The organism is Pseudarthrobacter sulfonivorans (assembly GCF_031454915.1).
Lineage (GTDB): Bacteria > Actinomycetota > Actinomycetes > Actinomycetales > Micrococcaceae > Arthrobacter > Arthrobacter sulfonivorans_C.
Window position 1 is genome coordinate 818336 of record NZ_JAVDRS010000001.1, and the last position, 24794, is coordinate 843129.

The following is a 24794-nucleotide window of genomic DNA, read 5'->3' on the forward strand; positions in this document are numbered from 1 at the left end:
ATGAGCCGCATCATTGCGGGCGCCGCAGGCGGGACCCCGCTGGTCAGCGTCCCCGGTTCCCTCACCAGGCCCACCACGGACCGTGTCAAGGAGGCGTTGTTTTCCCGGCTGGACGCCTTCGGGATCATTGCCGGTGCCCGCGTCCTGGACCTTTACGCCGGCTCCGGAGCGCTGGGCGTGGAGTCCGGCAGCAGGGGCGCCGACGCCGTCGACCTCGTGGAATTCGATGCCAAGGCAAGTGCTGTGTGCCAGCGCAACGCCGATCTCATCAATGGTGTGCTGGCACGCAAGTCCGTGACGGTCCACCGTTCCAAAGTGGAGTCCTTCCTGGAGCGCACATCAGAAGAGGTCCGCTGGGACCTCGTTTTCATGGACCCGCCCTATCCGTTGGATGAGGCTGCGGTGTCCGCGGTGCTGGCCAAACTTGCTGACCATCTCACTCCAGCGGCACTGGTGGTGGTAGAGCGGTCCTCGCGTTCGCCCGAGCCAGGCTGGCCGGCAGCCCTTGAGCGGTTTGCGGAGAAGAAGTACGGCGAAACCCGGCTCTGGTTCGCCGAGCCCTCCGTGCCGGACGCCATCACCCCGGACGTTTTCATCGACGGGCAGGCCGCAGGCGAGCCCTGAGACGCGGGCTGTAGGAAGACCGAGGCGCGGTCCGCGACTCACCGACAGCTCAGTCTGCGAGGGCATCCAGGTCCACGCCCGCCAGCACCTTGGCGGGGTGCGGGCCGCGTGCTGTCAGTTCGGCGGTCCAGCCCTCGGGCCACGCGGTCTGCGTGCCGGTGAGGATGATGTTGCCGGGGTAGCGGCCGGCGAACATGCCGGTTTCTGCGAACGCCGCCACGTCGGTCATGGCGCGGCGCATGGCGGCAGCCTGGCTGCGGACCAGCGTGAGGCCTGGTTCATCGCCGACGTTGACAATTAGCAGGCCGCTGGGGCTGAGGCGCGCACGGGCCTCCTCGTAGAACTCCGTGCAGGCGATGTGCGCCGGGGCTTCGGGCCCGGAGAAGATATCCAGGATGACGACGTCGAACTGAAGGTCCGGATCCAGCTCCGCCAGGGCGTCGCGGGCATCGCCGATGATGGTGTGCAGGTTGGTTCCGTCGGGCAGGGGGAGTTGCTGCAGGACAAAGTCGAGGAGCTCCCGCTCCAGCTCCACGGCGTACTGGACAGAACCGGGCCGCGTCGCCTGGATGTACCGGGCAAGGGTCAGCGCCCCGGCGCCAAGGTGCAGCGCTGTGATCGGCCGACCCGCGGGGGCCGCAAGGTCCACGAGGTGGCCGATCCGCCGCAGGTACTCGTAAAAGATCTCCTCCGGGTGGGCCACGTTGACGTGGGACTGTTCGGCGCCGCCGATCCTGAGGACGTAGGCGCCGTCTGTGAAGGCATCGGGCTCGATTGCTGCGTGCTGTCCGGTGGTCCTCAGGAACCGGCTGGACCGTGTTCTGCCGGTATCCGCCATCACAGCTTTCCGCTGAGCGTGGCCAGCCGGGCCGCGGCCTCTTCGAGGACTTCCACCTTCTTACAGAACGCGAACCTGAGCAGGCTGCGGGTCCGTTCCGCCCCTTCCGGATGACAGAACACGGGGACGGGGATAGCGGCCACTCCCACCATTGCGGGAAGCCTGCGGGCAAGGTCCACGGAGTCGGCGATCCCAAGGGGCGCGGTGTCCACGTTGACGAAATACGTGCCCTGCGGGGTAAAGACGTCGAATCCGGCGGCACGGAGGCCTTCGCTCAGGATGTCCCGCTTGTTCTGCAGAGTGGCTGAAATGCCGTGGTAGAACTCATCCGGCAGTGCCAGGCCTGTCGCAATCGCGGCCTGGAAGGGCGTGCCGGAGCTGTACGTCAGGAATTGCTTGACGGTGCGGACTGCTGCCACGAGCTCTTCGGGACCGGTCAGCCAGCCGATCTTCCAGCCGGTGAAGGAGAAGGTCTTTCCTGCCGAGGAGATGGTGAGGGTCCTGTCGGCGGCGCCCGGCAGCGTGGCCACCGGAATGTGCTTGGCGCCGAAAGTCAGGTGCTCATACACCTCATCGGTGATGATCAGGCAGTCATGTACGCGGGCGAGTTCGACGACGCGCTGAAGTATGTGCTGCGGGAAGACCGCACCGGTGGGATTGTGCGGGTTGTTTACCAAAACCACCCGCGTGCGGTCGGTGAACGCCGATTCCAGGGCTGCCAGGTCCGGGAAAAAGTCGGGCGCCAGCAGCGGTGCCGTGATGTGGGTGGCGCCGGACAACCCGATGACAGCGCCGTACGAGTCATAGAACGGCTCGAACGTCAGCACGTCGTCTCCCGGACCGACAAACGCCAGAAGGGCGGCCGCGATGGCCTCGGTAGCTCCGGTTGTGACGATGACCTCGGTCTGCGGGTCCGGGGCAAGTCCGTAGAACCGTTCCTGGTGCGAAGCAACGGCCTCGCGCAGTTCCAGGATGCCCTTCCCCGGTGCGTACTGATTGGCCCCTGCTCCGATGGCGGCCATGGCTGCGGCCTTGATTTCCTCGGGTCCGTCCTCATCCGGAAAGCCCTGCCCCAGGTTGATGGCGCCGGTCTGCGCCGCCAGCGTGGTCATCTCCTCGAAGATGGTGACGCCCAGTTGGCCGGAGGGGCCCAGGAGGTTGGCGCCGGCCGCGGTGCGCTGCCATGGAGCCGGTGCGGCGGGCAGGGAAAGTTCCCGTGGTGGATGCATGCAGTCATGGTATCCCGGCGGTCCCATGGGGTAGGTTCGGTGCATGAGACGCGCTGTCTGCCCCGGATCCTTTGACCCCATCCACAACGGTCATCTCGAGGTCATCGCCCGTGCTGCGGGCCTTTTTGATGAAGTGATTGTGGCTGTTTCCACCAACTACGCCAAGAAGTACAGGTTCAGCCTGGGGGACCGCATCGACATGGCGCGCGAAACCCTGGCATCGCTCAAAGGCATCGTGGTGGAACCTGTCGGCGAGGGGCTCCTGGCGGAATACTGCCGCCAGCGCGGAGTGTCCGCGATCGTGAAAGGCCTCCGCTCGTCGTCGGACTTCGACTACGAACTCCCGATGGCCACCATGAACCGCCAGCTCAGCGGGGTGGAAACGGTATTCCTGCCGGCCGAGGCGCATTACCTCCATTTGTCGTCCACGCTCATCAAGGAAGTGGCGGGCCTGGGCGGCAGCGTCTCCGATTATGTGCCCCGGTCGGTGCAGAAAAGGTTGCTTGCGGGCGAGCCTTCACCGGGTCAGCTCCCGAGGGGGTAGGCTAGTTCGGTACTTCGACGGCTGTCCGCCGCCTGGTTTGAGTCCCTGCGGCTCTTCAGGCTAAGATGGTACGTCGGTCATATGTTCAACAGGAGTTCTCATTAAACGAGATGCTAGTTCGCCCTTGGCGTTCGACGTCAAGGATCTCGGGCGCAGCCCGGGCAGCATGCGGACACTGAAAGAACATGTACCCGCACCAGGTGATCTTGGTGTGGCACTTATTGGCGTTCAGGAAGGCTCGGATATCGAGCTGGACCTGAGGCTTGAGGCCGTACACGAAGGAATTCTGGTATCAGGAACCGCGGTCGCCGAAGTAACTGGCGAATGCGGCCGATGCCTGGATCCCCTTGCGTATGACCTTGAGGTCAATGTGCAAGAACTTTTCTTCTACGAAGGTGTCGTGCTTTCGGATGAAGAAGACGAAGAAGAGCAACGTCGAGTCGAGCACGATCTGATCGATCTTGAGCCGGTGTTGCGGGACGCAGTCATAACCATGCTGCCGTTCCAGCCGGTGTGCCGGGAAGACTGCCAGGGCCTTTGCTCCGAATGCGGAGTACGCCTGGAAGACGAGCCGGGGCATCACCACGAGGTTGTAGATCCTCGCTGGGCCGCCCTAGCTGACTTGGCTAAGCCTGACCGGCAAAACTGATTTGTACGTGTTTGTCTAGAGAGAAATGAGTTAGCCGTGGCTGTCCCGAAGCGGAAAATGTCTCGCTCGAATACCCGCGCCCGCCGCTCCCAGTGGAAGGCAACTGCCCCCCACCTGGTGAAGACCGTAGAGAACGGCCAGGTTGTTTACAGCCTGCCGCACCAGGCAAAGGTCGTTACCGACTCGGCTGGCACTGCGCTGTTCCTTGAGTACAAGGGCCGCAAGGTCGCAGACGTCTAATCGGCCCTTAGGCTGACATGATGTCTTCAACTGAAGAGCTTCTGAAGCGTCTCGGTGTCTCTATTGACGCCGGGACGCTTCGTCTTGCTCTGACGCACCGTTCCTACGCCTACGAAAACGGCGGCATCCCCACCAACGAGCGGCTTGAGTTCCTCGGCGACTCCATCCTGGGATTCTCCGTAACGGACGCCCTGTACCGGGATAACCCCACGCTGCCCGAGGGCGACCTGGCTAAGCGTCGTTCCGCGGTGGTCAGTACGCGCGCCCTCGCCGGTATCGGCCGGAGTCTCGGCATCGGGGACTACATTTACCTCGGACAGGGCGAAAAGCTCACCGAGGGCAAGAACAAGGCCTCCATCCTGGCGGACACTATGGAAGCCCTTATCGGTGCTACCTATGTGTCCAACGACATCGAGACCGCCCGCCAGCTGGTTATGCGCCTGATCGGCCCGCTCCTGAAGGACGCGGCCGCCCTCGGCGCCGGAACCGACTGGAAGACCAGCATCCAGGAACTTGCCGCCAGCCGGCAGCTCGGGACCATCTTCTACGCAGTTGAGGGAGCCGGCCCTGATCATGCCCGTACCTTCAAGGCTGTCCTGAACATCGGGGGCAAGCCGTACGGCAATGGCTCCGGCCACTCCAAGAAGGAAGCCGAGCAGGAAGCTGCCGCCGACGCCTGGCGTGCGCTTTCCGGAACCAAAGAATCAGCCGCGGCGGGCGGCACATCCGAACCCGCTCCCGGCGCCTAGGTCAAGCTTTGCCCGAACTGCCTGAAGTTGAAGTGGTCCGCCGCGGGCTGGTGAACTGGCTCCGCGGCCGGACCATTATGTCAGTGGACGTACTGGACCCACGATCCCTCCGCCGTCATGCGCTGGGCCCGGAGGATTTCGCGGGCAACCTCCGAGGCGCCACGGTGGTCGATGTGGTGCGGCGCGGAAAGTTCCTGTGGATGCCACTGCGTGAAGCCACGGATGCCGCCACAGTTTCCCCTGCACCCACCGTCGCCCTCATGGCGCACCTCGGTATGAGCGGCCAGCTGCTGATGCAGGATCCGGCGGTACCGGACGAAAAGCACCTGAAAGTACGGCTCCGGCTGAGCCCAAGTGCGGGCATGCCGGACGAGCTCCGCTTTGTGGACCAGCGCATTTTTGGCGGGCTGTTCGTGACGGACCTGGTCCCTACGGACGACGGCGGCCCCGGCGGCCTCGCTGAGTCGCCGCTTCCCCTCATTGCCGAAGAGGCATCCCACATCGCCCGTGACCCGCTGGACCCGGCGTTTTCCTTCGACTTGTTCTACAGCCGGCTCAAAAAGCGCAGGACAGGCCTCAAACGCGCACTCCTTGATCAGGGACTGGTCTCCGGAATAGGCAACATCTACGCCGACGAGGCACTCTGGCGGGCCGGCCTGCACTACGCCAGACCCACTGACAAACTGCGCCGCGCCGACGCTGAACGCGTTCTCGCGTCCGCCCGCGAGGTCATGCTTGATGCCCTCGCGGCCGGTGGGACCAGCTTCGATTCGCTGTACGTCAACGTCAACGGAGCCTCCGGCTACTTTGACCGCTCCCTTAATGCGTACGGCCGGGAAGGGCAGCCCTGCCACCGGTGCGCCGCCGTCGGAATCAACTCTACGATCCGCCGCGAGCAGTTCATGAACCGTTCCTCCTACACCTGCCCTGTATGCCAGCCGCGCCCGCGGAACGGACGCTGGTAGGGGAGTCCGAGTGCCGCGAAACCCAACTTGTGGCAATGGCGATCATCACCTGATATTCACAAACCGCGTGAAACCCGAGCCGTTGACGGCGAACCGTAGTGTTCGGCCAGCCTCGCCAGGCCTTCGTCAAGCGAGACGGCAGGGGTCCAGTTCAGGAGTTCGCGGGTCTCGCGCTGGTCGAACCAGTGGGCGGTGGAGAGCTGCTCAGCGAGGAATCGGGTCATCGGCGGCTCCTCTTCCCGGCCGGCCCAGATCCAGATCTTCTCCACCAGCGATCCTGCCGTCCGCGCAAGCCTGCCCGGCACCCTCCAGGAAGGGGCGGGCATGCCGCCCGCTGCGCAGATGCCGGCCAGCAGCTCGCCGACCGGGCGGGGTTCGCCGTTGGTGACCACAAGTGCCCGGCCGTGGATGTGCTCCATGCGGCCCAGCGCGGCCACTATGGCCGAGGCGGCGTTGTCCACGTAAGTGGTGTCGATCAGGGCGGCGCCGGCGTCGAGCAGCGGCAGCCGGCCGCCGCCGGCACGCTCCAGCACGCGTTCCACCAACTGCGTGTCGCCGGGGCCCCAGACGATGTGCGGGCGCACCGCGGCGACCCGGAACTCCGGCACGTCCGCGGCCAGCGCCAGCAGCTCGGCCTCGGCCTTGGTGCGGGAGTAGTCGCCGTGCGCCCGGGCTGGGTCCGCCGGCTCGGCGCCCAGACCGGCGATGGCGGTTCCGGAGTTGGCCACGGACGGGGAGGAGACGAACACCAGGTCCCGCGCCCCGGCCTCGCGGGCGGCACGGAGGAGGCGGCGCGTCCCTTCGACGTTGACCGCGTCGAAATCTGCGGCGCGGCCGGTGAATGAGACCTTCGCGGCCAGGTGGATGACGCCCTCGGCGCCGGCGACGGCCTGGTGTACGGCGTCGTCGTCCGCGATGGAACCGGTGAGGTCCCTGGCGCCGTCGACACCCGCGGGACGGCGCTGGAACGTGGTGACGTCGTGGCCCTGCCGGACCAGCAGCCGGGCGACTTCCCCGCCGAGCAGGCCGCTCGCGCCGGTAACGAGGACCTTCACGGCGTGCCCGGCCGGCCGCCGGCCAGCACCGTCGACGCCCATCTGGCCAAGCGGGTCCTGTCTATCTTGGCGTTGTGGCGGATATCGGTGGGCTGGGCGGGGACTGCGAGCACGGCAGAGACGCTGACCCCTGCCTGACGGGCCGCTTCGCGGACACGCCCTGCGAGCTGCGGCGCGGCGGGTCCTGCCCGGCGGGCACGAGGTACAGTCTCGACGACGGCGACGACGGCTTGAGTCCCGGCCGGACCGATGCCGACGACTGCGGCGAGCCCCACGTCGTCCAGGCGTTCGATGGCCTGCTCGGCGCCCACAGGCGTCACTACAGAACCCGGCGCCGTGACGATGTGCGCGAGGCGTCCCTCCACCCACAGCCGGCCGGCGGCGTCGAAGTGCCCAACGTCGCCGGTACGGTGCCAGCCCGCCGTGCGGACGCTCTCGCGCTGCATCAGCCAAAGCCTGTCGTACGCGTCCTTCACATGCGGGGCGCTGACGAGGATCTCGCCGGTCACTCCGGTGTCTGTGACGGGGTTGTTTCCTGGTGCACTGCCGTCCGCGGCGAGCGGGATCACGGCGACGCGGGCGCCGTGCACCGGGAGGCCTACGCACACACCGTTGCCGGCCCCCGCCGCGGTTCCTGCACCTGCGTCGGCCTGGGCAACGCGGATCTCTTCGAGGCTGATGTCCGTGACGGGCAGCGCTTCGGTCATCCCGTATGGAGTGTGCAGCGAGGCCCGGGGCAGCAGCCGTTGCAGCTCCGCAAGGAGGGGTTCGGGGACGGGCGCCCCCGCGGAGAGCAGCAGCTCCACGCGCCCCAGGGCCTCGTGCCCGGCGCGGCTAAGGCTGCCTTTAGTCGCGAGGACGTTGCGCAGGGCAGCTGGCGAGGCGAAGACCACGGTGGCCTCAATGGCCGCGGCTGCGTCCGCCAGCGCGCCGGCCGTCAGGGTGCGGGGCGCGGTGACGTCCATGGCGGGTGTCACCGAAACCGCTCCGAGCGCAGGTCCCAGGAGGGCGAACGGCGCGAAGCCCGCCACCAGGCGTGCGCCCGGACGGATCCCCAGCGTCGTGGCCACCGTATCCCGCATCGCGGCCAACTGCCGGTGGGTGTAGAGCACGCCCTTGGCAGGACCGGTGGAACCGGACGTGAAGAGTACCGCGGCGGGCGCGTCCGGGCCTGGAGCCGCGTCCGGATCCTTAACGTTCGACGTCGGGTCCTGGCTGAGGCTGCTGCCGCGGCGGGCGAGGGAAGCCAGGGAGGTTTCGACGCCGAGGAGGCGGCGGCGGGTGGCCGACAGCTCCCGCACACTGATGCGCCGTCCCGGCCAGCCGAGCACCGAGGCAGCGGCCAGCGCCTTATCGATTCCAATCAGGAAATCCGGGGTTGCGCCCTTCACTGCACGGCTCAGGCCACGCGTGCCCAGCCCGGCGTCGGCCACAACAACCACCGCACCGAGCCGCAGGCAGGCATAGAGCACCACGGTCAAATCCACACCCGGCGGCACCATCAGGCTCACACGGCTGCCATGGCCTACGCCGCCTTCCCTCAGCCCCGCCGCGAGGACGGCGACGTTCTGTTCCAGCTCCCGCCAGTTGAGGGAACGGGAGACGCCACCGTCAGGGGCCATTTCCGCGACGGCGGTGTCCCCGCCGGACGTTCCCGTTGCCAGCGCGGTGAGCGGAGCCCAGAGTGGCGGGATACTGGTGCCGGCCTGATGGGTCCCGGCCTCGGCCGCGACTGCAGAGCCGCCGGTCAAGGCGTCCGTCCGCTGCAGGACAGGGCCGGCGCCTTGACCGAGCTCGGCAAGCCACTCGAAAACAGGGGAAGCGATGTCCCGGTCTTCGGCAACCAGATGGCCGGCCCCTTCGAAGCGGTGCACTTTCGCGTGTGGCAGCCGGCCCATGAGGTCCTTGAGGTACCGGTCGGAAAAGATCGGGTCCCGCGGGCCCCAGAGCATCAGGGCCGGAACCCTCAGCCCGCGCAGCCCTTCCGCGACTCGGCTGAGTGCCGGGAAGCTGGGGTGGGAGGGGTCCGCTGGAATGTCCGCGACGAAGTTTCCGACGCCGGCCCGGCGGTCGGAGCCGCGGTATGGGGCCATATAGGCTCTGCGTACTTCCGCGGCCAGGGGCGGATGGGCCAGGGCGTGCGTCACCCGCAGGAAGGTGTCCGACGTCGTGGTTCCCCAGCGGTGCACGGCAGGGTGCAGTGCAAGCCGCAGCGCCGGCGGCATGCGGGATTCGGCCGGTTGGTGGACTGCGGTGTTGGTCAGCACCACACCGGCTAGCTGCTGCGGATGCGCCAGGGCCCAGCCGAGGCTGATCACGCCGCCCCAATCGTGGCCGACAGTGACGACCGGGCCCTCCAGGGCCAGGGCGGCGGTGAGGTCGCCAAGGTCGTTGATCCGGTCCTCCAGCCGGCGGAACGTGCCGGTGCGCTCGGAGAAACCCATGTCCAACTGGTCCACCGCCACCACGCGCCACGGATGTGCGGGGTCGGATCCGGCGGCCAGCAGGGTCCGCCACAGGAAGGACCAGGTTGGGTTGCCGTGCACGCACAGCAGGGTGCCGGCAGGACTCAGGCCACGGCGGGCGAGCTCTGCACCGTTGTCGAGCAGGTGCCAGCGGCGCACGGCTCCGGGCTCATCCGCGGCGGAGGTGGAAGCCACCTCGATTTCGCGCGACCACTCGGGGTCCACACCGGGCCAGTCGGCGGCTACCACACGATTTCCATGAGGGCGGTGTTCAGGCCGGACCCGACCCCCATGCACAGGACGCGGTCCCCGGCAACGAGAGTCTGCGCTTCGGCGGCGAGGGTCATAGGGAGCGAAGCCGGGCCCACATTGCCCCAGTGCGGAAACGTAATGGGGACTTTGTCCGGATCGAGGTCGATTGCCTTGATGATGGCCTGCGTGTAGGCGTTGCTCACCTGGTGCGTGACGTAGCGGTCCATCGAACCCCAGTCCCACTCCGGCTGGGCCTCGCGCCAGGCGTCGACCACAAGCTGCAGGCCGCCGTCGAGCAGGCCCTTGGTGTCCGTGGCCATGCCGTCGATGCCGCCCACGCACAGTTCATGGTGTTCGGTGCCGGCGCGCATCACGCCGCCGACGATCCGGTGCGCTCCGGGGTGCTGGTCGGCCGGGCCGAGGACGGCAGCGGCGGCTCCGGACCCCAGCGTGAGCGTGGCGAACTCACGGCCAAAGTCCTCGCGGGTGGTTTCGGGCCGCTGCAGCCGGGCCAGTGTTGCCTCCTGCGTGGCCTGGGCGTCCTCGCCGTTGACGATCATCGCGTACTTAATCTGGCCGGAGTCGATCATGTTCGCCGCCAGTGTCAGACCGTTGACGAAGCCCAGGCAAGCGTTGGCCAAGTCAAAGTTCATGGCCGACGACGGGAGGCTCAGTCCGTGATGAATCTTCACCGCAACAGAAGGTTCGAGGCTGCGCCGCGTGACCGACGTGTTGATCAGCAGGCCCACCTCGGACGCTTCGACGCCGGACTCGGCCAAAGCCTTCGCACCGGCCTCGATAGCGGCGTCGTCGAACGAAGTCCCCGGCGCCCACCACCGCCGGTGCGTGATGCCCGCGACGCGTTCAAGCAGCTTGGGCGGAAACTTCAGCCGCCGCAGGGTTGGAGCCAGCCTCCGGTCGAAATCCGCGGAACTGACGATCTTTGGAGCTTCCACGCTGCTCACCGCCAGCAATGCGGTGTTCCCGTGCCGGAATGTTGCATTCCCTGTCAAAACAAGCCCCTGTTCGTGTCCGTCCTGCGCTCCGGAGGTTGACCGCATCATCCGGCACAAGCCCAAGTGCTTAACTATGCCCGGTGCGGGCCAGTTCCCGCACATGCTGCCAGCGGTGTCCGCGGCAGCTTCGAAAGGATCTGCGCGGAATTGTCGCAGCCCCGCAGTAGATTGTATGTAGCCGGGACCGTCCCCCGGACATCGGGCCTGCTTGAAACCAGGCCGTCAAACACCCGAGCCCGTCCGAATCGTATTTCCGATGAACAGCGGGCCCGGTCCGCCGAGCAGGAGATCCGAACCACCTTGCACCTCAAGAGCCTTACCGTCCGGGGATTCAAGTCGTTCGCGTCGGCAACGACCTTCGATTTCGAGCCCGGTGTCACGGCTGTGGTGGGACCAAACGGCTCCGGAAAGTCCAACGTGGTGGATGCCCTGTCCTGGGTGATGGGGGAGCAGGGAGCCAAAACCCTGCGGGGCGGCAAAATGGAAGATGTTATTTTTGCCGGGACGTCCGGAAGGCCGCCGCTGGGGCGGGCCCACGTCTCCCTGACAATCGACAACGCTGACGGGGCCCTGCCCATTGAATACAGCGAAGTCACCATCTCACGGACCCTGTTTCGCACCGGCGGATCCGAATACGCCATCAACGGGGCAAGTTGCCGCCTGCTCGACATCCAGGAACTGCTTTCTGATTCAGGCCTGGGCCGGGAAATGCATGTCATTGTGGGCCAGGGACAGCTCGACAAAGTCCTGCATGCCACGCCAGAGGACCGCCGCGGTTTCATCGAGGAAGCCGCCGGGATCCTCAAACACCGGCGCCGCAAGGAAAAGACAGTCCGCAAGCTGGAAGCCATGCAGGCGAACCTGCAGCGCCTGACCGACCTGACCGGCGAGATCAGGCGCCAGCTCACGCCGCTCGGTAAACAGGCTGACGTGGCCCGCCGCGCCCAACGGGTTCAGTTCGATGTCCGCGACGCCCGGGCCCGGTTGCTGGCCGACGATCTGGTCCGGGAGCAGGACTCCCTTGAGCAGGACGTGGCGGATGAAGCTGCCCTCAAAGCCCGCAGGTCGGTGGTGGAGCAGGAACTGGAAGCCGGGCGCCGGCAGCAGGCAGCCCTGGAGCAACTCGCCGCCGGGGCCACGCCCAGGCTTAATGCGGCACGGGACTCCTGGTACAGGCTGACCGCGGCGAGGGAACGCCTCCGTTCCCTCGGCTCGCTGGCCCAGGAACGCGGCCGGCTGCTCGGCGCGGTTGACGCCGAACCGTACTCGGGACGGGATCCCGAACAGCTCGAACGGCAGGCCGCCCGGGTTCGGGACGAAGTGACGGGGCTTGAACGCCACATCCTTGACCGGCGCAGCGCCCTCGAGTCGGCCACGGCCGCCAAATCGGAGGCCGAACGCGCCGCCGCAGCCGAAGACAAACGGCTCACGGCCGTCCTCCGCGCCGCAGCGGACCGCCGCGAAGGGCTCGCCAAGCTCGCCGGCCAGGTAGGCGCGGCACGATCGCGCGTAGAGTCCGCCCAGGCCGAACTGGGCAGGCTCCGCGAGTCACTCGCCGCCGGGCAGGAACGCCGGCGCCAGGCCCAGATCGAATTTACCGCTTTGGAAACCCAGGTGGCGGGAGTCGAGGAGGGGGAGGAAAGCCTCGACGCCGACTACGAGGACGCCAGCGCAGAACTCGACGCCGTGGTCCAAGAGATTGCCGATCTGAAGTCGGCCGGGGGAGAGGCTGTCCGCGAACGCGACGCCCTGGTGGCCCGCCGCGATGCCTTGCAGCTTGGGCTCAACCGCAAAGACGGCGCGGCCCACGTGCTCAACTCAGGCCTCGACGGGATCGCGGGAACCTTGGCCTCTGCGCTCGCCGTTCAACCGGGCTACGAGACAGCCATTGCTGCAGCCTTGGGGGATGCTTCCGAAGCGATCGTGGTACGGGACCCCGCAGTGGCCGCGTCTGTCGTGCAGCTCCTGAAGGACGACGACGCCGGGCGGGCCGCCCTGCTGCTGGGCTCTGCGCTGCCGTTGACGCAGGCAAAGCCCTCGCCGGGCGGGCCTTTGCCCCCGGGCGCCCGCTGGGCCATTGACCTCGTCACCGCCGACGACGGCCGCGGCCCGGCGGTGGCAGCGCTGCTGGCAGGGTTCGCCGTCGTCGATAACCTGCCCGGCGCCGCCAAGCTCGTGGCAGGACGGCCTGAGTTGACGGCTGTGACCGGCGCAGGGGATGTCCTGACCGCGCTGACGGTCACCGGAGGTTCCGCGAAGGCGCCGTCGCTGCTCGAGGTACAGGCCGCCGTCGACGACGCCGAAACCCGGCTCGCCGCCGTGACCGCCGATCTCGAGCGGAACCGGTTTGCCCTCGCCGGCGCTGAAGCGCGGCGCACCAAAGCCCAGACGAGAGCCGAGGCCGCCCTGGACAGGCTCCATGACTCGGACGCCAGGCTGGCAGCCGTCGCGGAACGCCTGGGGCACCTGAACTCGGTCCTGCGCAGTGCTGTAGGCGAGAGCGACAGGCTGGCCGCCTCGCTGGCCAGGGCTGAGGCAAATGTGGGCACAGAGGAAGAGGCGCTGGCCGCCATAGCCGCGCGGCTCGGCGCGGCGCAGGAAGCACCAGCCGAAGAGGAGCCATCCACGGAGCAGCGCGACTCCCTTGCGCTGGCGGCATCCCTGGCCCGGTCCGCGGAGATGGAAGCCCGGCTGTCACTCCGCAGCGCCGAAGAACAGCTGACAGCCACCCGGAACAGGGCCGTCTCGCTGGAGCGGGCCGCCGCCGCTGAGCGCAAGGCCCGGGAAGAGGCTGCGGAACGGGCCCGCCGCCGTCGGCTCCAGGCACGGCGCGCGGCCGCCGTAATGGCGGGCGTGGGGCTGGCCCTACGGTTCATCGACGTATCCGTGGAGCTGGCACGCGAGGAGCGCGATCTCGCCGAAGAGAACCGGGAGCAGCGGGACCGGGAACTGCGGGAGATCAGGACCGGCAACGATTCGTTGGCCCGCGAGTTGGCGGAGCTGACCGATTCGGTCCACCGCGACGAACTGGCCCGCGCCCAGCACCGCGCACGGATTGAGGCCCTGGAAACCCGGTCCATCGACGAACTCGGCATTACCCCGGACGTGCTCGTGGCCGACTACGGCCCCGGCGTGCCGGTGCCTGTCCCCGCGGAGGAAAGCGGGGACAAATGGGCTGCCCTCCGGACACCGGTGGATGAGAGCGGCGCCCCGGTGATTGAAGGCAGGCCGTTCGTGCGCGAAGAACAGGAGAAGCGCCTGCGGAAAGCCGAGCGGGACCTGTCCGCCTTGGGCAAGGTCAACCCGCTGGCGCTGGAGGAATTTGCGGCCCTCGAGGAGCGGCACCAGTTCCTCAGCACCCAGCTTGAGGACCTGAGGTCCAGCCGCAAGGACCTGCTGGACATCATCAAGGAAGTGGATGACCGGGTCCAGCGCGTCTTTGCCGAGGCCTTTGAGGACACCCAGGCCCAGTTCGTCCGCGTTTTTGGCCGGCTCTTTCCCGGCGGGGAAGGCCGTCTGGTCCTCACCGACCCCTCGGACATGCTCACCACCGGCATCGAAGTGGAAGCACGGCCGGCCGGCAAAAAGATCAAGCGGCTTTCACTGCTCTCCGGCGGGGAACGCTCCCTCACCGCAGTCGCCCTGCTGGTTGCCATCTTTAAGGCCCGCCCCTCGCCGTTCTACGTGATGGATGAGGTGGAGGCCGCCCTCGATGACACCAACCTGGGCCGGCTCATCACCATCTTCGAGGAACTCCGGGAGTCCAGCCAGCTGATCGTGATCACGCACCAGAAGCGGACCATGGAAGTGGCTGATGCGCTATACGGCGTCACAATGCGCGGCGACGGCGTATCCACCGTCATCAGCCAGCGCCTGGGGGCTGACGTCTAGAGTCGCCGCAGGGGCAGCCCCAAGGGCCCGCCACGTTTGTGAGAAGCTAGGGGAGTGAATGACATCCTCCCCATTATTCTGTCCATTGTTGCTGCTCTGGCGGTTATTGGCGGGCTGATCCCGGTCCTGATGAAGACGCGGAAGAACATCAACCAGTACCCCGGGACCCGCGACGCCAACGACCCCGTCGCCGGCGGCGGAACGCTGCTGGAGGACGCCCCCGTGGTTCCGGCCGAGCGGCATGCCCCGGCCGGCGTCGACCTCGAAGACCTCGAAACCACTGACGTTCCCGACGACGCGGCGGGCCTTGAAACCATCCAGGTGGAAACGCCCCTGCCGGTGGCCGGCCGCCTCACCCGGCTGCGCGAGCGCCTGGTCCGGTCCAACAACATCCTGGGCAAGGGCTTGCTCGCACTGCTCTCCAGCGACAAGATCGACGAAAATGTCTGGGACGAAGTTGAGGAAACCCTCCTCCTGGCAGATCTGGGCACCGAGCCGACCATGCAGCTGGTTGACGCCCTGCGGGAACGCGTGAAGGTCCTCGGGACCCGCACTCCCGAGCAGGTCAAGGCATTGCTCCGCGAGGAACTTATCAAGCTCGTGGATCCCACCATGGACCGCAGCCTCAACACTCAGAGGCACGCCGACAAGCCAGCCATCATCCTGGTGGTGGGCGTCAACGGCGTGGGAAAGACCACCACCGTGGGCAAGCTCGCCCGCGTGCTCGTGGCCGAGGACAAGGACGTCCTGCTGGGCGCGGCGGACACGTTCCGCGCTGCGGCGGCCGAGCAGTTGGCCACGTGGGGACAGCGTGTGGGCGTTCCCACGGTGAAGTCCGACGTCGATGGTGCGGACCCGGCGTCAGTCGCCTATGAGGCGGTCAAGGCAGGCATCGATCAGGAAGTCGATGTCGTCATGATCGACACCGCCGGCCGCCTCCAGAATAAAACCGGCCTGATGGACGAACTCGGCAAGGTCAAGCGCGTCATCGAGAAGCTCGCCGAAGTGGACGAGGTCCTGCTGGTGCTGGATGCCACCACCGGCCAGAACGGGCTCAACCAGGCCCGGGTCTTCGCCGAGGTAGTGAACATCACCGGCATCGTCCTCACCAAGCTGGATGGCACGGCCAAAGGCGGCATCGTGGTTGCCATCCAGAAGTCACTGGGTGTACCGGTCAAGCTCATTGGCCTTGGCGAAGGTGCCGATGACCTGGCTCCCTTCGAAGCCGAAGGCTTTGTGGACGCGCTGCTTAACTAGGGGCGGCTCGCCAGAATGGAGGGGTGGGATCCCACCGCTAAGCTCACGCTTTAGCGGTGGAATCTCACCCCTCGATGCGTTTTAGGGGTTCGCGTGTGACCGACCAGCAGACGGCGGCCAGCACCAGGACGCCGCCGGTGACGCCGAACGCCCAGCCGTACCCCAGCTGATCCGCGAGGAAACCCACCAGCACCGGCCCCGCAATGGCCCCGATGTCTGACGTCATCTGATAGGCAGCCAGGACCTTTCCGCCTGACCGCTCGTTCCCGATGACATCGGCCACGGCTGCCTGTTGGGCGGGCCCCAGGAGGCCGGACCCCACCCCGGCCACCGCGGAGGCCGCCAGGAACCAGCCCAGGTGCGATGTGAAGCCAATAGCGGCTGTGGCGAGCCCGGCCACAAGGAGTCCGGTAATCAACATCGGCTTCCGGCCCAGGCTATCGGCCAGCCGCCCGGAAAAGGTCAGCGCGGCGGCGTTCCCCGCGGCAAACACGGCAAGCGCCAGGCCGGCAGCTTCAGGACCGGCACCGAGCGCGGCAACAGCGAAAAGCGGCACTGTGGCCATCCGCACGCCGAAGGTTGCCCAGCCGTTGGCGAAGCTGGAAACCAGCGCCGAGCGGTAGGCGCCGTCCCCAAGGGCCTCCGCAAAGCGCATGGCCGGAGCACGATCCCCGGAGGACCGCGCAGAAGAGGGCGTGTGGCTGAGCTGGGTCTGGACCACGATGGCAGCAAGGACAAGGGCGGCGGCGTAGCAGAGGAACGGCACGCGCAGCCCGAAGCCGGCGAGAAGGCCGCCTACCACGGGGCCCAGGACACTGCCGATGAGGAAGGCGGACGCGTAGGCTCCGGACACCCTGCCCCGGCTTTCCGGCGGGGCCAGCCGGACCACCAGGGCCATGGAGGCCACGGTGAACATAACGGAGCCCACCCCGCCGAGCCCCCGGAAGACCAGGAGCTGTACGTAGTCCTGTGCGAAGGCGCACGCCGCCGTGGACACCGCCACGATGAGCAGTCCGGCGACATACACAGGCCGTTCCCCGAGCCGGCCAATAAGGGCACCCCCGGCCGGCGCGAACACCAGCCGCATCAAGGCGAAGATGCTCACGATCACCGCTGCGGCCGTGGCCCCCACGTCGAAGGTTGTTGCGAATTGCGGAAGCACGGGCGCAACCAGCCCGAAACCGAGCGCAATAAGGAAGGCAGCCGCCAACATCACCTTCACGTCGCGCGGGAGTCCAGGCCGTTGGGGGCGGAAGACGGACAGAATCCGCATTGTGGCGCGGCTCACAGGTGGGGGTGCCGTCATAGGGCGGTAATCCTTGCATGGTTGGCAGCCGGGAGGCGGCGACAGTGGAGAAACATAACCGTAACAAGCCAGATATGCACCATTTACTTCCAAGAGGTTCTTGTAACAAACCAGCAATGTAAAACCTCTGCGGGCGAAACACTGCACGGACAAACTCATCTAAGGACGCAAAAGGCGTTGGCAGGCGGAACGAATCCGCAGCATCGATTAGAGGGAGGACGTGCACCATGGAACTTACAGCAGGTCACGTATGGCTCATGGTGGCGGCAGCACTCGTGCTGTTCATGACACCGGGTCTGGCATTTTTCTACGGCGGCATGACGCGCGCCAAGGCTGCACTGAACATGATGATGATGAGCTTCATCTCCATCGGCATGGTCGGCGTGGTCTGGGTGCTCTGGGGTGCGTCGATGAGCTCCGGCGAAGGATTCCTTCAAATCGTCGGAAACCCGTTCGCCACCTTCGGCCTTGAAGGCATCGACACCCCGGACGGTCTGATCAAGGTGGGCTACGCAGCCACCTTCGCCATCATCACGGTCGCCCTGATCAGCGGTGCGATCGCTGACCGCGCCAAGTTCGGCGCCTGGACCGTCTTCGTGCCCGTCTGGGTCACGCTCGTTTACTGCCCGCTGGCTTACATGGTGTGGGGCGGTGGCTTGTTCGGTCCCGAAGGCGCGATCGGCCAGGCACTCGGTCCGGCCATCGACTTCGCCGGCGGCACCGTGGTCCACATCAACGCCGGCGTTGCAGCCCTCATCCTCGTCCTGATCATCGGCAACCGCCGCGGCTTCGGCAAGGACCCCAACCACCGCCCGCACAACGTTCCCTTCGTTATGCTCGGCGCAGCCATCCTGTGGTTCGGCTGGTTCGGCTTCAACGGTGGCGCCGCCACCACTGCTGAGCAGGGCGGCCTGATCTGGGTCAACACCCTCGCAGCCCCGGCAGCGGCCATGCTCGGCTGGCTCGTCACGGAACGCATCCGCGACGGCCACCCCACCTCCCTTGGTGCTGCTTCCGGTGTTGTTGCCGGCCTGGTTGCCATCACGCCGGCCTGCGCCAACGTCAGCCCGCTGGGTGCCCTCGGCCTCGGCGTCGTCGCCGGTGTTGCCTCCGCCCTGGCAGTCGGCCTCAAATTCCGTTGGGGCTTCGATGACTCCCTGGACGTTGTCGGCGTGCACCTGGTGTCAGGCATCATCGGCACCGTTGCCCTCGGCTTCATCGCCCTCCCCACGGACGGTGTGGGCGGCGGCCTCTTCTATGGCGGCGGACCCGCCCAGCTCTGGGCGCAGCTCGCAGCAGCCGGCATCGCCATCGCCTACTCGGCAATCCTGACCTCGCTCATCGCCTTCGCTATCCACAAGACCATGGGCTTCCGCGTCTCGCAGGAGCAGGAAACTGTTGGCGTGGACCTCAGCCTGCACGCTGAGACGGCGTACGAGTTCGGCGTGGGTGGCCACGGCGGAAGCTTCCAGCCGCTTCACGAACTGATCACCGGCAAGGCACCATCCACGGAGGGCTCCACCAACGCAGCGTCCGACGCCAAGAAGACTGAGCCGGCTGCCGGCAAGGAAAGCGTAGAAGCATGAAACTGATCACAGCCATTGTCCGTCCGGAGAAGCTGGAAGCCATCCGCGAAGGCCTGGAGTCATACGGGGTCCAGGGGCTGACGGTCAGCGCGGCCAGCGGCTACGGCCGCCAGCGCGGCTACACGGAGGTCTACCGCGGCGCGGAGTACAACGTGGACCTCCTGCCCAAGATCCGGGTGGAAGTGCTCGCCACTGACGAACAGGCGGACGACATCCTGGATGTCATCATCGCCAGCTCCAACACCGGACGCGCAGGCGACGGGAAGGTGTGGACCGTGGATGTCTTCGAGGCAGTCAGGGTACGCACCGGCGAACGCGGCGTAGCAGCGATTTAGCAGCCAGAACTCGTCAGGCACTGACGACAACGACAGAGAGAGCGGGCAGGGAACCAGGTTCCCTGCCCGCTCTCTCTGTCGCCGGTGCTACTCCGCCGGTGCCGGACCGGACCAGCCTGCGGGACCTGACGACCCGGCGTCGTACTCCTCCAGCGGCACCGTCCCCCGCTGCCAGGCCTTCAGCACAGGTTCGATGATCCGCCAGCAGTCCTCCGCAGTGTCCCCGCGGACCGACAGCAGGGGGTCACCGCTCAGCACTCCCTCCAACACTTCCCCGTAGGGCAGCAGCTCCGACGCGCTGAGCTCGGCATCCAAGGTCACGCGGCTAAGGCTGAAGATGCTGCCGGGGCCGTTGACGTCGACGTCAAACTGGAGCGTGTCCGGCCCGAACCCGATCCGCAGCTGGTTGGGGGAGTCCACCCCGGTAAATCCGGCCGGCAGGTGGGGGACCGGGAGGAAAGTGATCACGGCCTCTTTTCGTTTCACGCCCAAAGCCTTGCCGGAGCGAAGGATGAAAGGAACGCCCTGCCAGCGCCAGTTGTTGATGTCCACCCGGACCTCGGCCAGGGTTTCGGTGCCGAGGTCCGGGTCCACGCCGTCCTCCTTGGCATAGTCCGGGACTTTCCTGCCCTCGATCGAGCCCGCCGTGTAGCGGGCCCGGCGCGTGGATTTGGCGTAGGGAGCGGTGATGCTGCTGGCGCGCAGGACCGTTGCCACCGCATCGCGAAGGTCGCGCTCGCCGATGGTGGCCGGCGGCTCCATGGCCACCAGCGCCATGATTTGCAGCAGGTGGCTCTGGATCATGTCCCGCAGCGCCCCGGCACGGTCGTAGTAGCGGGCCCGCCCTTCCAATGCCAGGTCCTCGTCGAAGATGATCTCCACCTTCGCCACGTGCTCACGGTTCCAGACCGGTTCCAGGAAATTGTTCGCGAACCGCAGCCCGAGGATGTTCAGCACGGTGGCCTTGCCAAGGAAATGGTCCACCCGGTGGATGTGGTCTTCCGGCACGAGGGCCGCCAGCGTCCGGTTAAGGGACCGGGCCGACTCTTCGCTGGAGCCAAACGGCTTTTCCATCACCAGCCGGGTCCCTGCCGGCACCTGTTCAGGCCGCAGGGATTCACAGGCCAGCTGGCTGATCCGCGGCGGCAGGGCGAAGTAGATGGCGGTTGGACCCTCCAGCCCCGCCAGCAGCGAGGCCAGTGCACCCTCCGCGGTGACATCGAGCTGGTGATAAACCGTGGCCTTTTCAACGGCGGTGAGCTCTTTGCGGCCGGCCGGATCCGCCGTCTCCGCCGCCGCCGCGAAGGCTTCGTGTACGCGGGTCTGCCACTGGTCCGGGGTCCAGGCATCCGAGCCGGCGCCCACCAGCGTCAGATCTCCGGCCCGGCCCTTCGCCACCAGCCGGGCCAGGCCGGGGAGCAGCAGGCGGCCGGTCAGGTCCCCGGAGGCCCCCAGGATGAGCAGGGTTTTTACACTCGTTTGGCTCGTCACCTTGCCAGCATGCCATCATGCATGCCCGACTTGGTACCCTAGATAGTCGAGTCCCCCCTGTAACTCCACTGAAAGAAGTGCGCGGCGCGTGTTCAATTCACTCTCTGACCGGTTGACAGCAACCTTCAAGAATCTCCGTGGCAAGGGCCGCCTCACCGAGGCAGATGTTGATGCCACAGTCCGGGAGATCCGCCGCGCCCTCCTGGATGCCGACGTCGCTGTTCCCGTAGTGCGCGAGTTCACGGCCAGGGTCCGGGAACGTTCCCTGGGTGCCGAGGTCTCCGGGGCGCTGAACCCCAGCCAGCAGATCGTCAAGATCGTCAATGAGGAACTGGTTGAGATCCTCGGTGGCGAGACGCGCCGCATCCGCCTGGCCAAGACCGGCCCCACCATCATCATGCTTGCGGGCCTCCAGGGCGCCGGTAAGACCACTCTCGCCGGCAAACTGTCCAAATGGCTCAAGGCGCAGGGCCACAGCCCCATTCTCGTGGCGTGCGACCTCCAGCGCCCCAACGCGGTCACCCAGCTCCAGGTAGTTGGCAAGCGTGCCGGCGTGCCCGTCTTCGCGCCGCACCCGGGGGCCACCTCCGAACTGGAGCACCCGGCCGGTGACCCTGTCGCCGTCGCACGCGCCGGCGTCGAGGAAGCGCGCCAGAAGCTGCACGACGTCGTGATTGTCGATACGGCTGGCCGCCTCGGTGTGGACGCCGAGATGATGGAGCAGGCGAGCCAGATCCGCCGGGCCATTGTCCCCAACGAAGTGCTGTTCGTCATCGACGCCATGATCGGCCAGGACGCCGTGAACACGGCGATGGCCTTTGACGAGGGTGTGAACTTCACCGGCATCGTGCTGTCAAAGCTCGACGGCGACGCCCGCGGCGGTGCCGCGCTTTCGGTTGCGTCGGTCACCGGCAAACCCGTGATGTTCGCGTCCACCGGCGAAGGCCTGGACGACTTTGAGCTGTTCCACCCGGACCGCATGGCCTCCCGCATCCTGGACATGGGCGACGTCCTCACCCTGATCGAGCAGGCCGAGAAAAACTGGGACAAGGACGAAGCGGCCCGGATGGCGAAGAAATTCGCCGACCAGGAAGACTTCACCCTGGACGACTTCCTGGCCCAGATGCAGCAGATCCGAAACATGGGCTCCATGAAGAAGATGCTCATGATGATGCCGGGCGCGCAGAACATCCGCCAGCAGCTGGAAAACTTTGACGAGCGCGAGATCGACCGCGTCGAGGCGATCGTCCGCTCCATGACGCCGCACGAGCGCGTAGCACCGAAGATCATCAACGGCTCCCGTCGCGCACGCATCGCCCGGGGCTCCGGCGTCCACGTGTCCGAGGTCAACGGCCTGCTGGAGCGTTTCGCCCAGGCCCAGAAGATGATGAAAAAGATGGCCCAGGGCGGCGGTATGCCGGGAATGCCCGGGATGCCCGGCATGGGTGGCCCCGGCGGCGCACGGAAGGGCGGTAAGAACGCCCCGAAGAAGAAGGCACGTTCAGGCAACCCGGCCAAGGCTGCCCAGGAGCTCAAGGACGCCGAAGCCCGCCGTGCCGGTGCCGCCAAGGCGCTCCCGACTGGCGCCGCTTTCGGCCAGCAGTCCGGTGACTTCGATCCTTCGCAGCTGAACCTGCCCAAGGGCTTCGACAAGTTCCTCGGCAAGTAATCACCGCCCCCAACTGGATAGCAGTAAGTGTCGTTTTGAACGCTCAAAACGACACTTACTGCTATCTGGTTGGGTTGTCATTGCCGTCGAATAGGGTTGGGTCATGTTCAAGCAGAGGGTAGTTTTCGTGCACGGCGCCGGACCGTTCGGCGCGGCGGCGTGGCCGCGGCAGCACGGAATGGCGCTGAACTACGATGCTCTGTTCCTGCGGCGGCATGGCTTCGATCCTGTGGCCGAACCGGTGGAATCCTCCTTTGACGAGGACACCGCCATTGTGCTGAGGTCCCTGGCGGATGACGGCCGGGGTGCCGCGGGCGGCCATGTGGTGGCGCACGCCCAGGGCGCTATTGCAGCCATGATGGCCGCCGTCGAACGCCCTGACCTCGTGTATTCGCTGACCCTGGTGGAGCCGGCGTGTCTGTCGCTGACCGCTGAACTGCCGGCCACTGCCGCCCATCGTGCCCTGATGCAGCCGCTTTTCGATGTCCGGCATCAACTGGGAGATGAGGATTTCCAGAGAGAATACGTCCGGCGTATGTTCGCCGTGGACCTCCATGAACCGGTGTCCCAGGAGGAAATGCGTTCGGCGAGGAGGCTGCGGCTGCAGGCGCCGGCCTGGGAAGCTCCGCTGCACATTGTTCCAGGCGTCCCCACCATGGTGCTGACCGGCGGCTGGGAACCGCTCTACGAGGAAATTGCCGGATACCTGCGTGAGACCGGCGCCCTGCACCGCATTGCTGCGGGCGGGCACCGGCCTCAGGATTCACTTGAAGGTGACCGCGCCATCCGGTCCTTCATTGCCGACGTCGGCAGGTCCCGCTCAGTCCAGGCCTCCTGAGGGCGCTGCCTCCGCCGCAGCGGGGAGCCGCAGTTCGGGCAGGTAGACCTTTCCGCCATTCGCCAGGAATTCCTCGCTTTTTTCGCGCATCCCGCTGTAGATCCCGGCGATGGCTGCCTGCGCCTCGGCGGAACCGTACTCATCCCGGATGTCCTGGCTGATCTTCATGGAGCAGAACTTCGGGCCGCACATGGAGCAGAAGTGGGCGGTCTTGGCGGGCTCGGCCGGCAGCGTCTCGTCATGGAACGCTTCCGCAGTCACCGGATCCAGGGACAGCGCGAACTGGTCGCGCCAGCGGAATTCGAACCTCGCCTTGGACAGGGCATCGTCCCGTTCGTGGGCACCGGGGTGGCCTTTGGCAAGGTCGGCGGCGTGAGCGGCGATCTTGTAGGTGATGACGCCGGTTTTAACGTCGTCCTTGTTGGGCAGGCCCAGGTGCTCCTTGGGTGTGACGTAACAGAGCATGGCGGTGCCATAGCGGGCGATTTCCGTGGCCCCGATGGCCGAGGTGATGTGGTCATAGCCCGGGGCGATGTCGGTGACCAGCGGGCCCAGCGTATAGAAGGGGGCGCCCTTGCAGAGTTCCTGCTGGCGCTCGACGTTCTCCCGGACCAGGTGGAACGGGACGTGGCCGGGGCCCTCCACCATCACCTGCACGTCGAATTCCCAGGCCCGCTGGGTGAGTTCGGCCAGGGTGTCCAGTTCGGCGAACTGGGCGGCATCGTTGGCGTCTGCTGTCGCCCCCGGACGCAGGCCGTCACCCAAGGAAAACGCGACGTCGTACTTGGCGAAGATTTCGCACAGCTCGTCGAAGTGCGTGTACAGGAAGTTCTCCTGGTGATGGGCGAGGCACCAGCCGGCCATGATGGACCCGCCGCGCGAAACGATGCCCGTGACACGGTTGGCGGTCAGCGGCACATAACGCAGCAGGACTCCGGCGTGGATGGTCATGTAATCCACGCCCTGCTCGCACTGTTCGATCACGGTGTCGCGGAAGATCTCCCAGGTCAGCTTGTTGGCCTCGCCGTTGACCTTCTCCAACGCTTGGTAGATGGGCACTGTGCCGATCGGGACCGGGGAGTTGCGGATGAGCCATTCACGGGTGGTGTGGATGTCGTCGCCGGTGGACAGGTCCATCACCGTATCTGCGCCCCACTGGGTGGCCCACTGGAGCTTGTCCACTTCCTCGGCGATGGAGCTGGTGACGGCGGAGTTGCCGATGTTGGCGTTGATCTTCACCAGGAATGCCTTGCCGATGATCATGGGTTCGGATTCCGGGTGGTTGATGTTGTTGGGAATGATGGCGCGCCCGGCGGCCACTTCGCTGCGGACCAGTTCCACGTCGCAGTTTTCGCGGAGGGCAACGAACTGCATCTCCGGCGTCACCATTCCGCGCCGGGCATAGTGCATCTGCGTGACGGATTTGCCGTCGACGGCGCGGCGGGGCACCGGCTGTGCCCCCTTCCACTCTGCGGAGGCGGCTCCGCGGCGTACGGCCGACTTGCCGTCGTCGAGCAGGTTCCGCTCCCTGCCGCTGTACGGTTCGGTGTCGCGGCGGGCAGCGATCCACTCCGACCGGAACGGGTTGAGGCCAACTACCGGATCGCTGCCGGGACCCGCGGTGCGGTAGGTCCGGAACGGCCCGTTCGCTTCGCCGTTCGGCGACGCTTCCAGCGCGATTTCCGTCACAGGAACCCGGATCCCCGTGGCTTCATCGGTGACGTACGCCAGCGAATGGGACTTCAGCGACTGGGTTTCAGGGCGGAGCGTTTGATCCACGTCGGTTTCATTTTGG

The 24794-nt window shown here is 66.6% G+C and carries 20 protein-coding genes; 12 read left to right on the plus strand and 8 right to left on the minus strand.

The window, feature by feature from the left end; genetic code table 11:
• Nucleotides 1-624 (plus strand): 16S rRNA (guanine(966)-N(2))-methyltransferase RsmD, encoded by a 624-nt coding sequence (gene rsmD / locus J2808_RS03685; RefSeq protein WP_309811725.1) that lies wholly within the window; start codon nucleotides 1-3, stop codon nucleotides 622-624.
• A gap of 49 nt (nucleotides 625-673) precedes the next feature.
• On the opposite strand, the gene J2808_RS03690 is transcribed toward rsmD, so the two are convergent.
• Together J2808_RS03690 and J2808_RS03695 are read right to left on the minus strand one after the other, a co-directional pair.
• Complete coding sequence (locus J2808_RS03690) at nucleotides 674-1462, minus strand: spermidine synthase (protein ID WP_309811728.1); 789 nt, start codon at nucleotides 1460-1462, stop codon at nucleotides 674-676.
• Entirely contained in the window at nucleotides 1462-2691 is a 1230-nt protein-coding gene (locus tag J2808_RS03695; RefSeq protein ID WP_309811731.1) for an aminotransferase class I/II-fold pyridoxal phosphate-dependent enzyme, read from the minus strand. Before J2808_RS03695 ends, J2808_RS03690 begins: the two co-directional genes overlap by 1 nt.
• 43 nt (nucleotides 2692-2734) lie before the next feature.
• Here J2808_RS03695 and coaD point away from each other — a divergent pair, with 43 nt between their 5' ends.
• From coaD to mutM, 5 genes are all read left to right on the plus strand, one after another.
• Nucleotides 2735-3235: a pantetheine-phosphate adenylyltransferase gene (gene coaD, locus J2808_RS03700; protein ID WP_309811733.1), complete on the plus strand. Its 501-nt coding sequence runs from the start codon at nucleotides 2735-2737 to the stop codon at nucleotides 3233-3235.
• A gap of 124 nt (nucleotides 3236-3359) precedes the next feature.
• Nucleotides 3360-3884, plus strand: coding sequence for a YceD family protein (locus tag J2808_RS03705; RefSeq protein ID WP_309811736.1), 525 nt, complete (start codon nucleotides 3360-3362; stop codon nucleotides 3882-3884).
• A gap of 36 nt (nucleotides 3885-3920) precedes the next feature.
• Nucleotides 3921-4124: a 50S ribosomal protein L32 gene (rpmF, locus tag J2808_RS03710; RefSeq protein WP_056738282.1), complete on the plus strand. Its 204-nt coding sequence runs from the start codon at nucleotides 3921-3923 to the stop codon at nucleotides 4122-4124.
• Nucleotides 4125-4144: 20 nt separating this feature from the next.
• The gene (gene rnc / locus J2808_RS03715) at nucleotides 4145-4873 is read left to right on the plus strand and encodes a ribonuclease III (protein ID WP_309811744.1); all 729 of its coding nucleotides are present in this window, start codon (nucleotides 4145-4147) and stop codon (nucleotides 4871-4873) included.
• 8 nt (nucleotides 4874-4881) lie between these two features.
• Nucleotides 4882-5838 (plus strand): bifunctional DNA-formamidopyrimidine glycosylase/DNA-(apurinic or apyrimidinic site) lyase, encoded by a 957-nt coding sequence (mutM, locus tag J2808_RS03720; protein ID WP_309811747.1) that lies wholly within the window; start codon nucleotides 4882-4884, stop codon nucleotides 5836-5838.
• A gap of 56 nt (nucleotides 5839-5894) precedes the next feature.
• Here mutM and J2808_RS03725 read toward each other — a convergent pair whose 3' ends face one another.
• Genes J2808_RS03725 through J2808_RS03735 form a run of 3 tightly spaced genes read right to left on the minus strand, consistent with a single transcriptional unit; the run spans nucleotide 5895 to nucleotide 10623 of the window.
• Complete coding sequence (locus J2808_RS03725) at nucleotides 5895-6893, minus strand: NAD-dependent epimerase/dehydratase family protein (protein ID WP_309811880.1); 999 nt, start codon at nucleotides 6891-6893, stop codon at nucleotides 5895-5897.
• Nucleotides 6890-9607: an alpha/beta fold hydrolase gene (locus J2808_RS03730; RefSeq protein ID WP_309811750.1), complete on the minus strand. Its 2718-nt coding sequence runs from the start codon at nucleotides 9605-9607 to the stop codon at nucleotides 6890-6892. Before J2808_RS03730 ends, J2808_RS03725 begins: the two co-directional genes overlap by 4 nt.
• Nucleotides 9601-10623: a 3-oxoacyl-ACP synthase III gene (locus tag J2808_RS03735; RefSeq protein ID WP_309811754.1), complete on the minus strand. Its 1023-nt coding sequence runs from the start codon at nucleotides 10621-10623 to the stop codon at nucleotides 9601-9603. Before J2808_RS03735 ends, J2808_RS03730 begins: the two co-directional genes overlap by 7 nt.
• Before the next feature lie 303 nt (nucleotides 10624-10926).
• On the opposite strand from J2808_RS03735, the gene smc reads away from it, so the two are divergent.
• Both smc and ftsY read left to right on the plus strand, forming a co-directional pair.
• On the plus strand, nucleotides 10927-14517 hold the full coding sequence (gene smc / locus J2808_RS03740; protein WP_309811757.1) for a chromosome segregation protein SMC: 3591 nt from the start codon (nucleotides 10927-10929) through the stop codon (nucleotides 14515-14517).
• 54 nt (nucleotides 14518-14571) lie between these two features.
• Nucleotides 14572-15774: a signal recognition particle-docking protein FtsY gene (ftsY, locus tag J2808_RS03745; RefSeq protein WP_309811761.1), complete on the plus strand. Its 1203-nt coding sequence runs from the start codon at nucleotides 14572-14574 to the stop codon at nucleotides 15772-15774.
• A 64-nt stretch (nucleotides 15775-15838) separates the two neighbouring features.
• Here the strand turns inward: ftsY and J2808_RS03750 are convergent, their stop codons facing one another.
• On the minus strand, nucleotides 15839-17047 hold the full coding sequence (locus tag J2808_RS03750) for an MFS transporter (protein WP_309811883.1): 1209 nt from the start codon (nucleotides 17045-17047) through the stop codon (nucleotides 15839-15841).
• A 260-nt stretch (nucleotides 17048-17307) separates the two neighbouring features.
• Here J2808_RS03750 and J2808_RS03755 point away from each other — a divergent pair, with 260 nt between their 5' ends.
• Both J2808_RS03755 and J2808_RS03760 read left to right on the plus strand, forming a co-directional pair.
• Nucleotides 17308-18666 (plus strand): ammonium transporter, encoded by a 1359-nt coding sequence (locus J2808_RS03755; RefSeq protein WP_309811765.1) that lies wholly within the window; start codon nucleotides 17308-17310, stop codon nucleotides 18664-18666.
• Nucleotides 18663-19001, plus strand: coding sequence for a P-II family nitrogen regulator (locus tag J2808_RS03760; protein WP_056349123.1), 339 nt, complete (start codon nucleotides 18663-18665; stop codon nucleotides 18999-19001). Before J2808_RS03755 ends, J2808_RS03760 begins: the two co-directional genes overlap by 4 nt.
• 87 nt (nucleotides 19002-19088) lie before the next feature.
• Here the strand turns inward: J2808_RS03760 and J2808_RS03765 are convergent, their stop codons facing one another.
• Nucleotides 19089-20492 (minus strand): glucose-6-phosphate dehydrogenase, encoded by a 1404-nt coding sequence (locus tag J2808_RS03765; RefSeq protein ID WP_309811771.1) that lies wholly within the window; start codon nucleotides 20490-20492, stop codon nucleotides 19089-19091.
• 88 nt (nucleotides 20493-20580) lie between these two features.
• Between J2808_RS03765 and ffh the strand changes: the two genes are divergently transcribed.
• Together ffh and J2808_RS03775 are read left to right on the plus strand one after the other, a co-directional pair.
• Nucleotides 20581-22161: a signal recognition particle protein gene (ffh, locus tag J2808_RS03770; RefSeq protein ID WP_309811774.1), complete on the plus strand. Its 1581-nt coding sequence runs from the start codon at nucleotides 20581-20583 to the stop codon at nucleotides 22159-22161.
• A 103-nt stretch (nucleotides 22162-22264) separates the two neighbouring features.
• Nucleotides 22265-22999, plus strand: a complete 735-nt coding sequence (locus tag J2808_RS03775) for an alpha/beta hydrolase (protein ID WP_309811776.1) — start codon at nucleotides 22265-22267, stop codon at nucleotides 22997-22999.
• On the opposite strand, the gene thiC is transcribed toward J2808_RS03775, so the two are convergent.
• A complete protein-coding gene (gene thiC / locus J2808_RS03780) occupies nucleotides 22982-24778 on the minus strand; it encodes a phosphomethylpyrimidine synthase ThiC (protein ID WP_309811778.1) in 1797 nt (598 codons plus the stop codon). The two genes, J2808_RS03775 and thiC, sit on opposite strands and share 18 nt — an antisense overlap.
• Between the last annotated feature and the right edge of the window lie 16 nt (nucleotides 24779-24794).

What these genes read in the sequence shown, in the direction of transcription:
- J2808_RS03690 (WP_309811728.1), bottom strand. Translation starts at nt 1,462, where the DNA reads ATGGCGGATACCGGCAGAACACGGTCCAGCCGGTTCCTGAGGACCACC.
- rsmD (WP_309811725.1), top strand. Translation starts at nt 1, where the DNA reads ATGAGCCGCATCATTGCGGGCGCCGCAGGCGGGACCCCGCTGGTCAGC.
- coaD (WP_309811733.1), top strand. Translation starts at nt 2,735, where the DNA reads ATGAGACGCGCTGTCTGCCCCGGATCCTTTGACCCCATCCACAACGGT.
- J2808_RS03775 (WP_309811776.1), top strand. Translation starts at nt 22,265, where the DNA reads ATGTTCAAGCAGAGGGTAGTTTTCGTGCACGGCGCCGGACCGTTCGGC.
- J2808_RS03760 (WP_056349123.1), top strand. Translation starts at nt 18,663, where the DNA reads ATGAAACTGATCACAGCCATTGTCCGTCCGGAGAAGCTGGAAGCCATC.
- J2808_RS03750 (WP_309811883.1), bottom strand. Translation starts at nt 17,047, where the DNA reads ATGCGGATTCTGTCCGTCTTCCGCCCCCAACGGCCTGGACTCCCGCGC.
- J2808_RS03695 (WP_309811731.1), bottom strand. Translation starts at nt 2,691, where the DNA reads ATGCATCCACCACGGGAACTTTCCCTGCCCGCCGCACCGGCTCCATGG.
- rnc (WP_309811744.1), top strand. Translation starts at nt 4,145, where the DNA reads ATGTCTTCAACTGAAGAGCTTCTGAAGCGTCTCGGTGTCTCTATTGAC.
- J2808_RS03755 (WP_309811765.1), top strand. Translation starts at nt 17,308, where the DNA reads ATGGAACTTACAGCAGGTCACGTATGGCTCATGGTGGCGGCAGCACTC.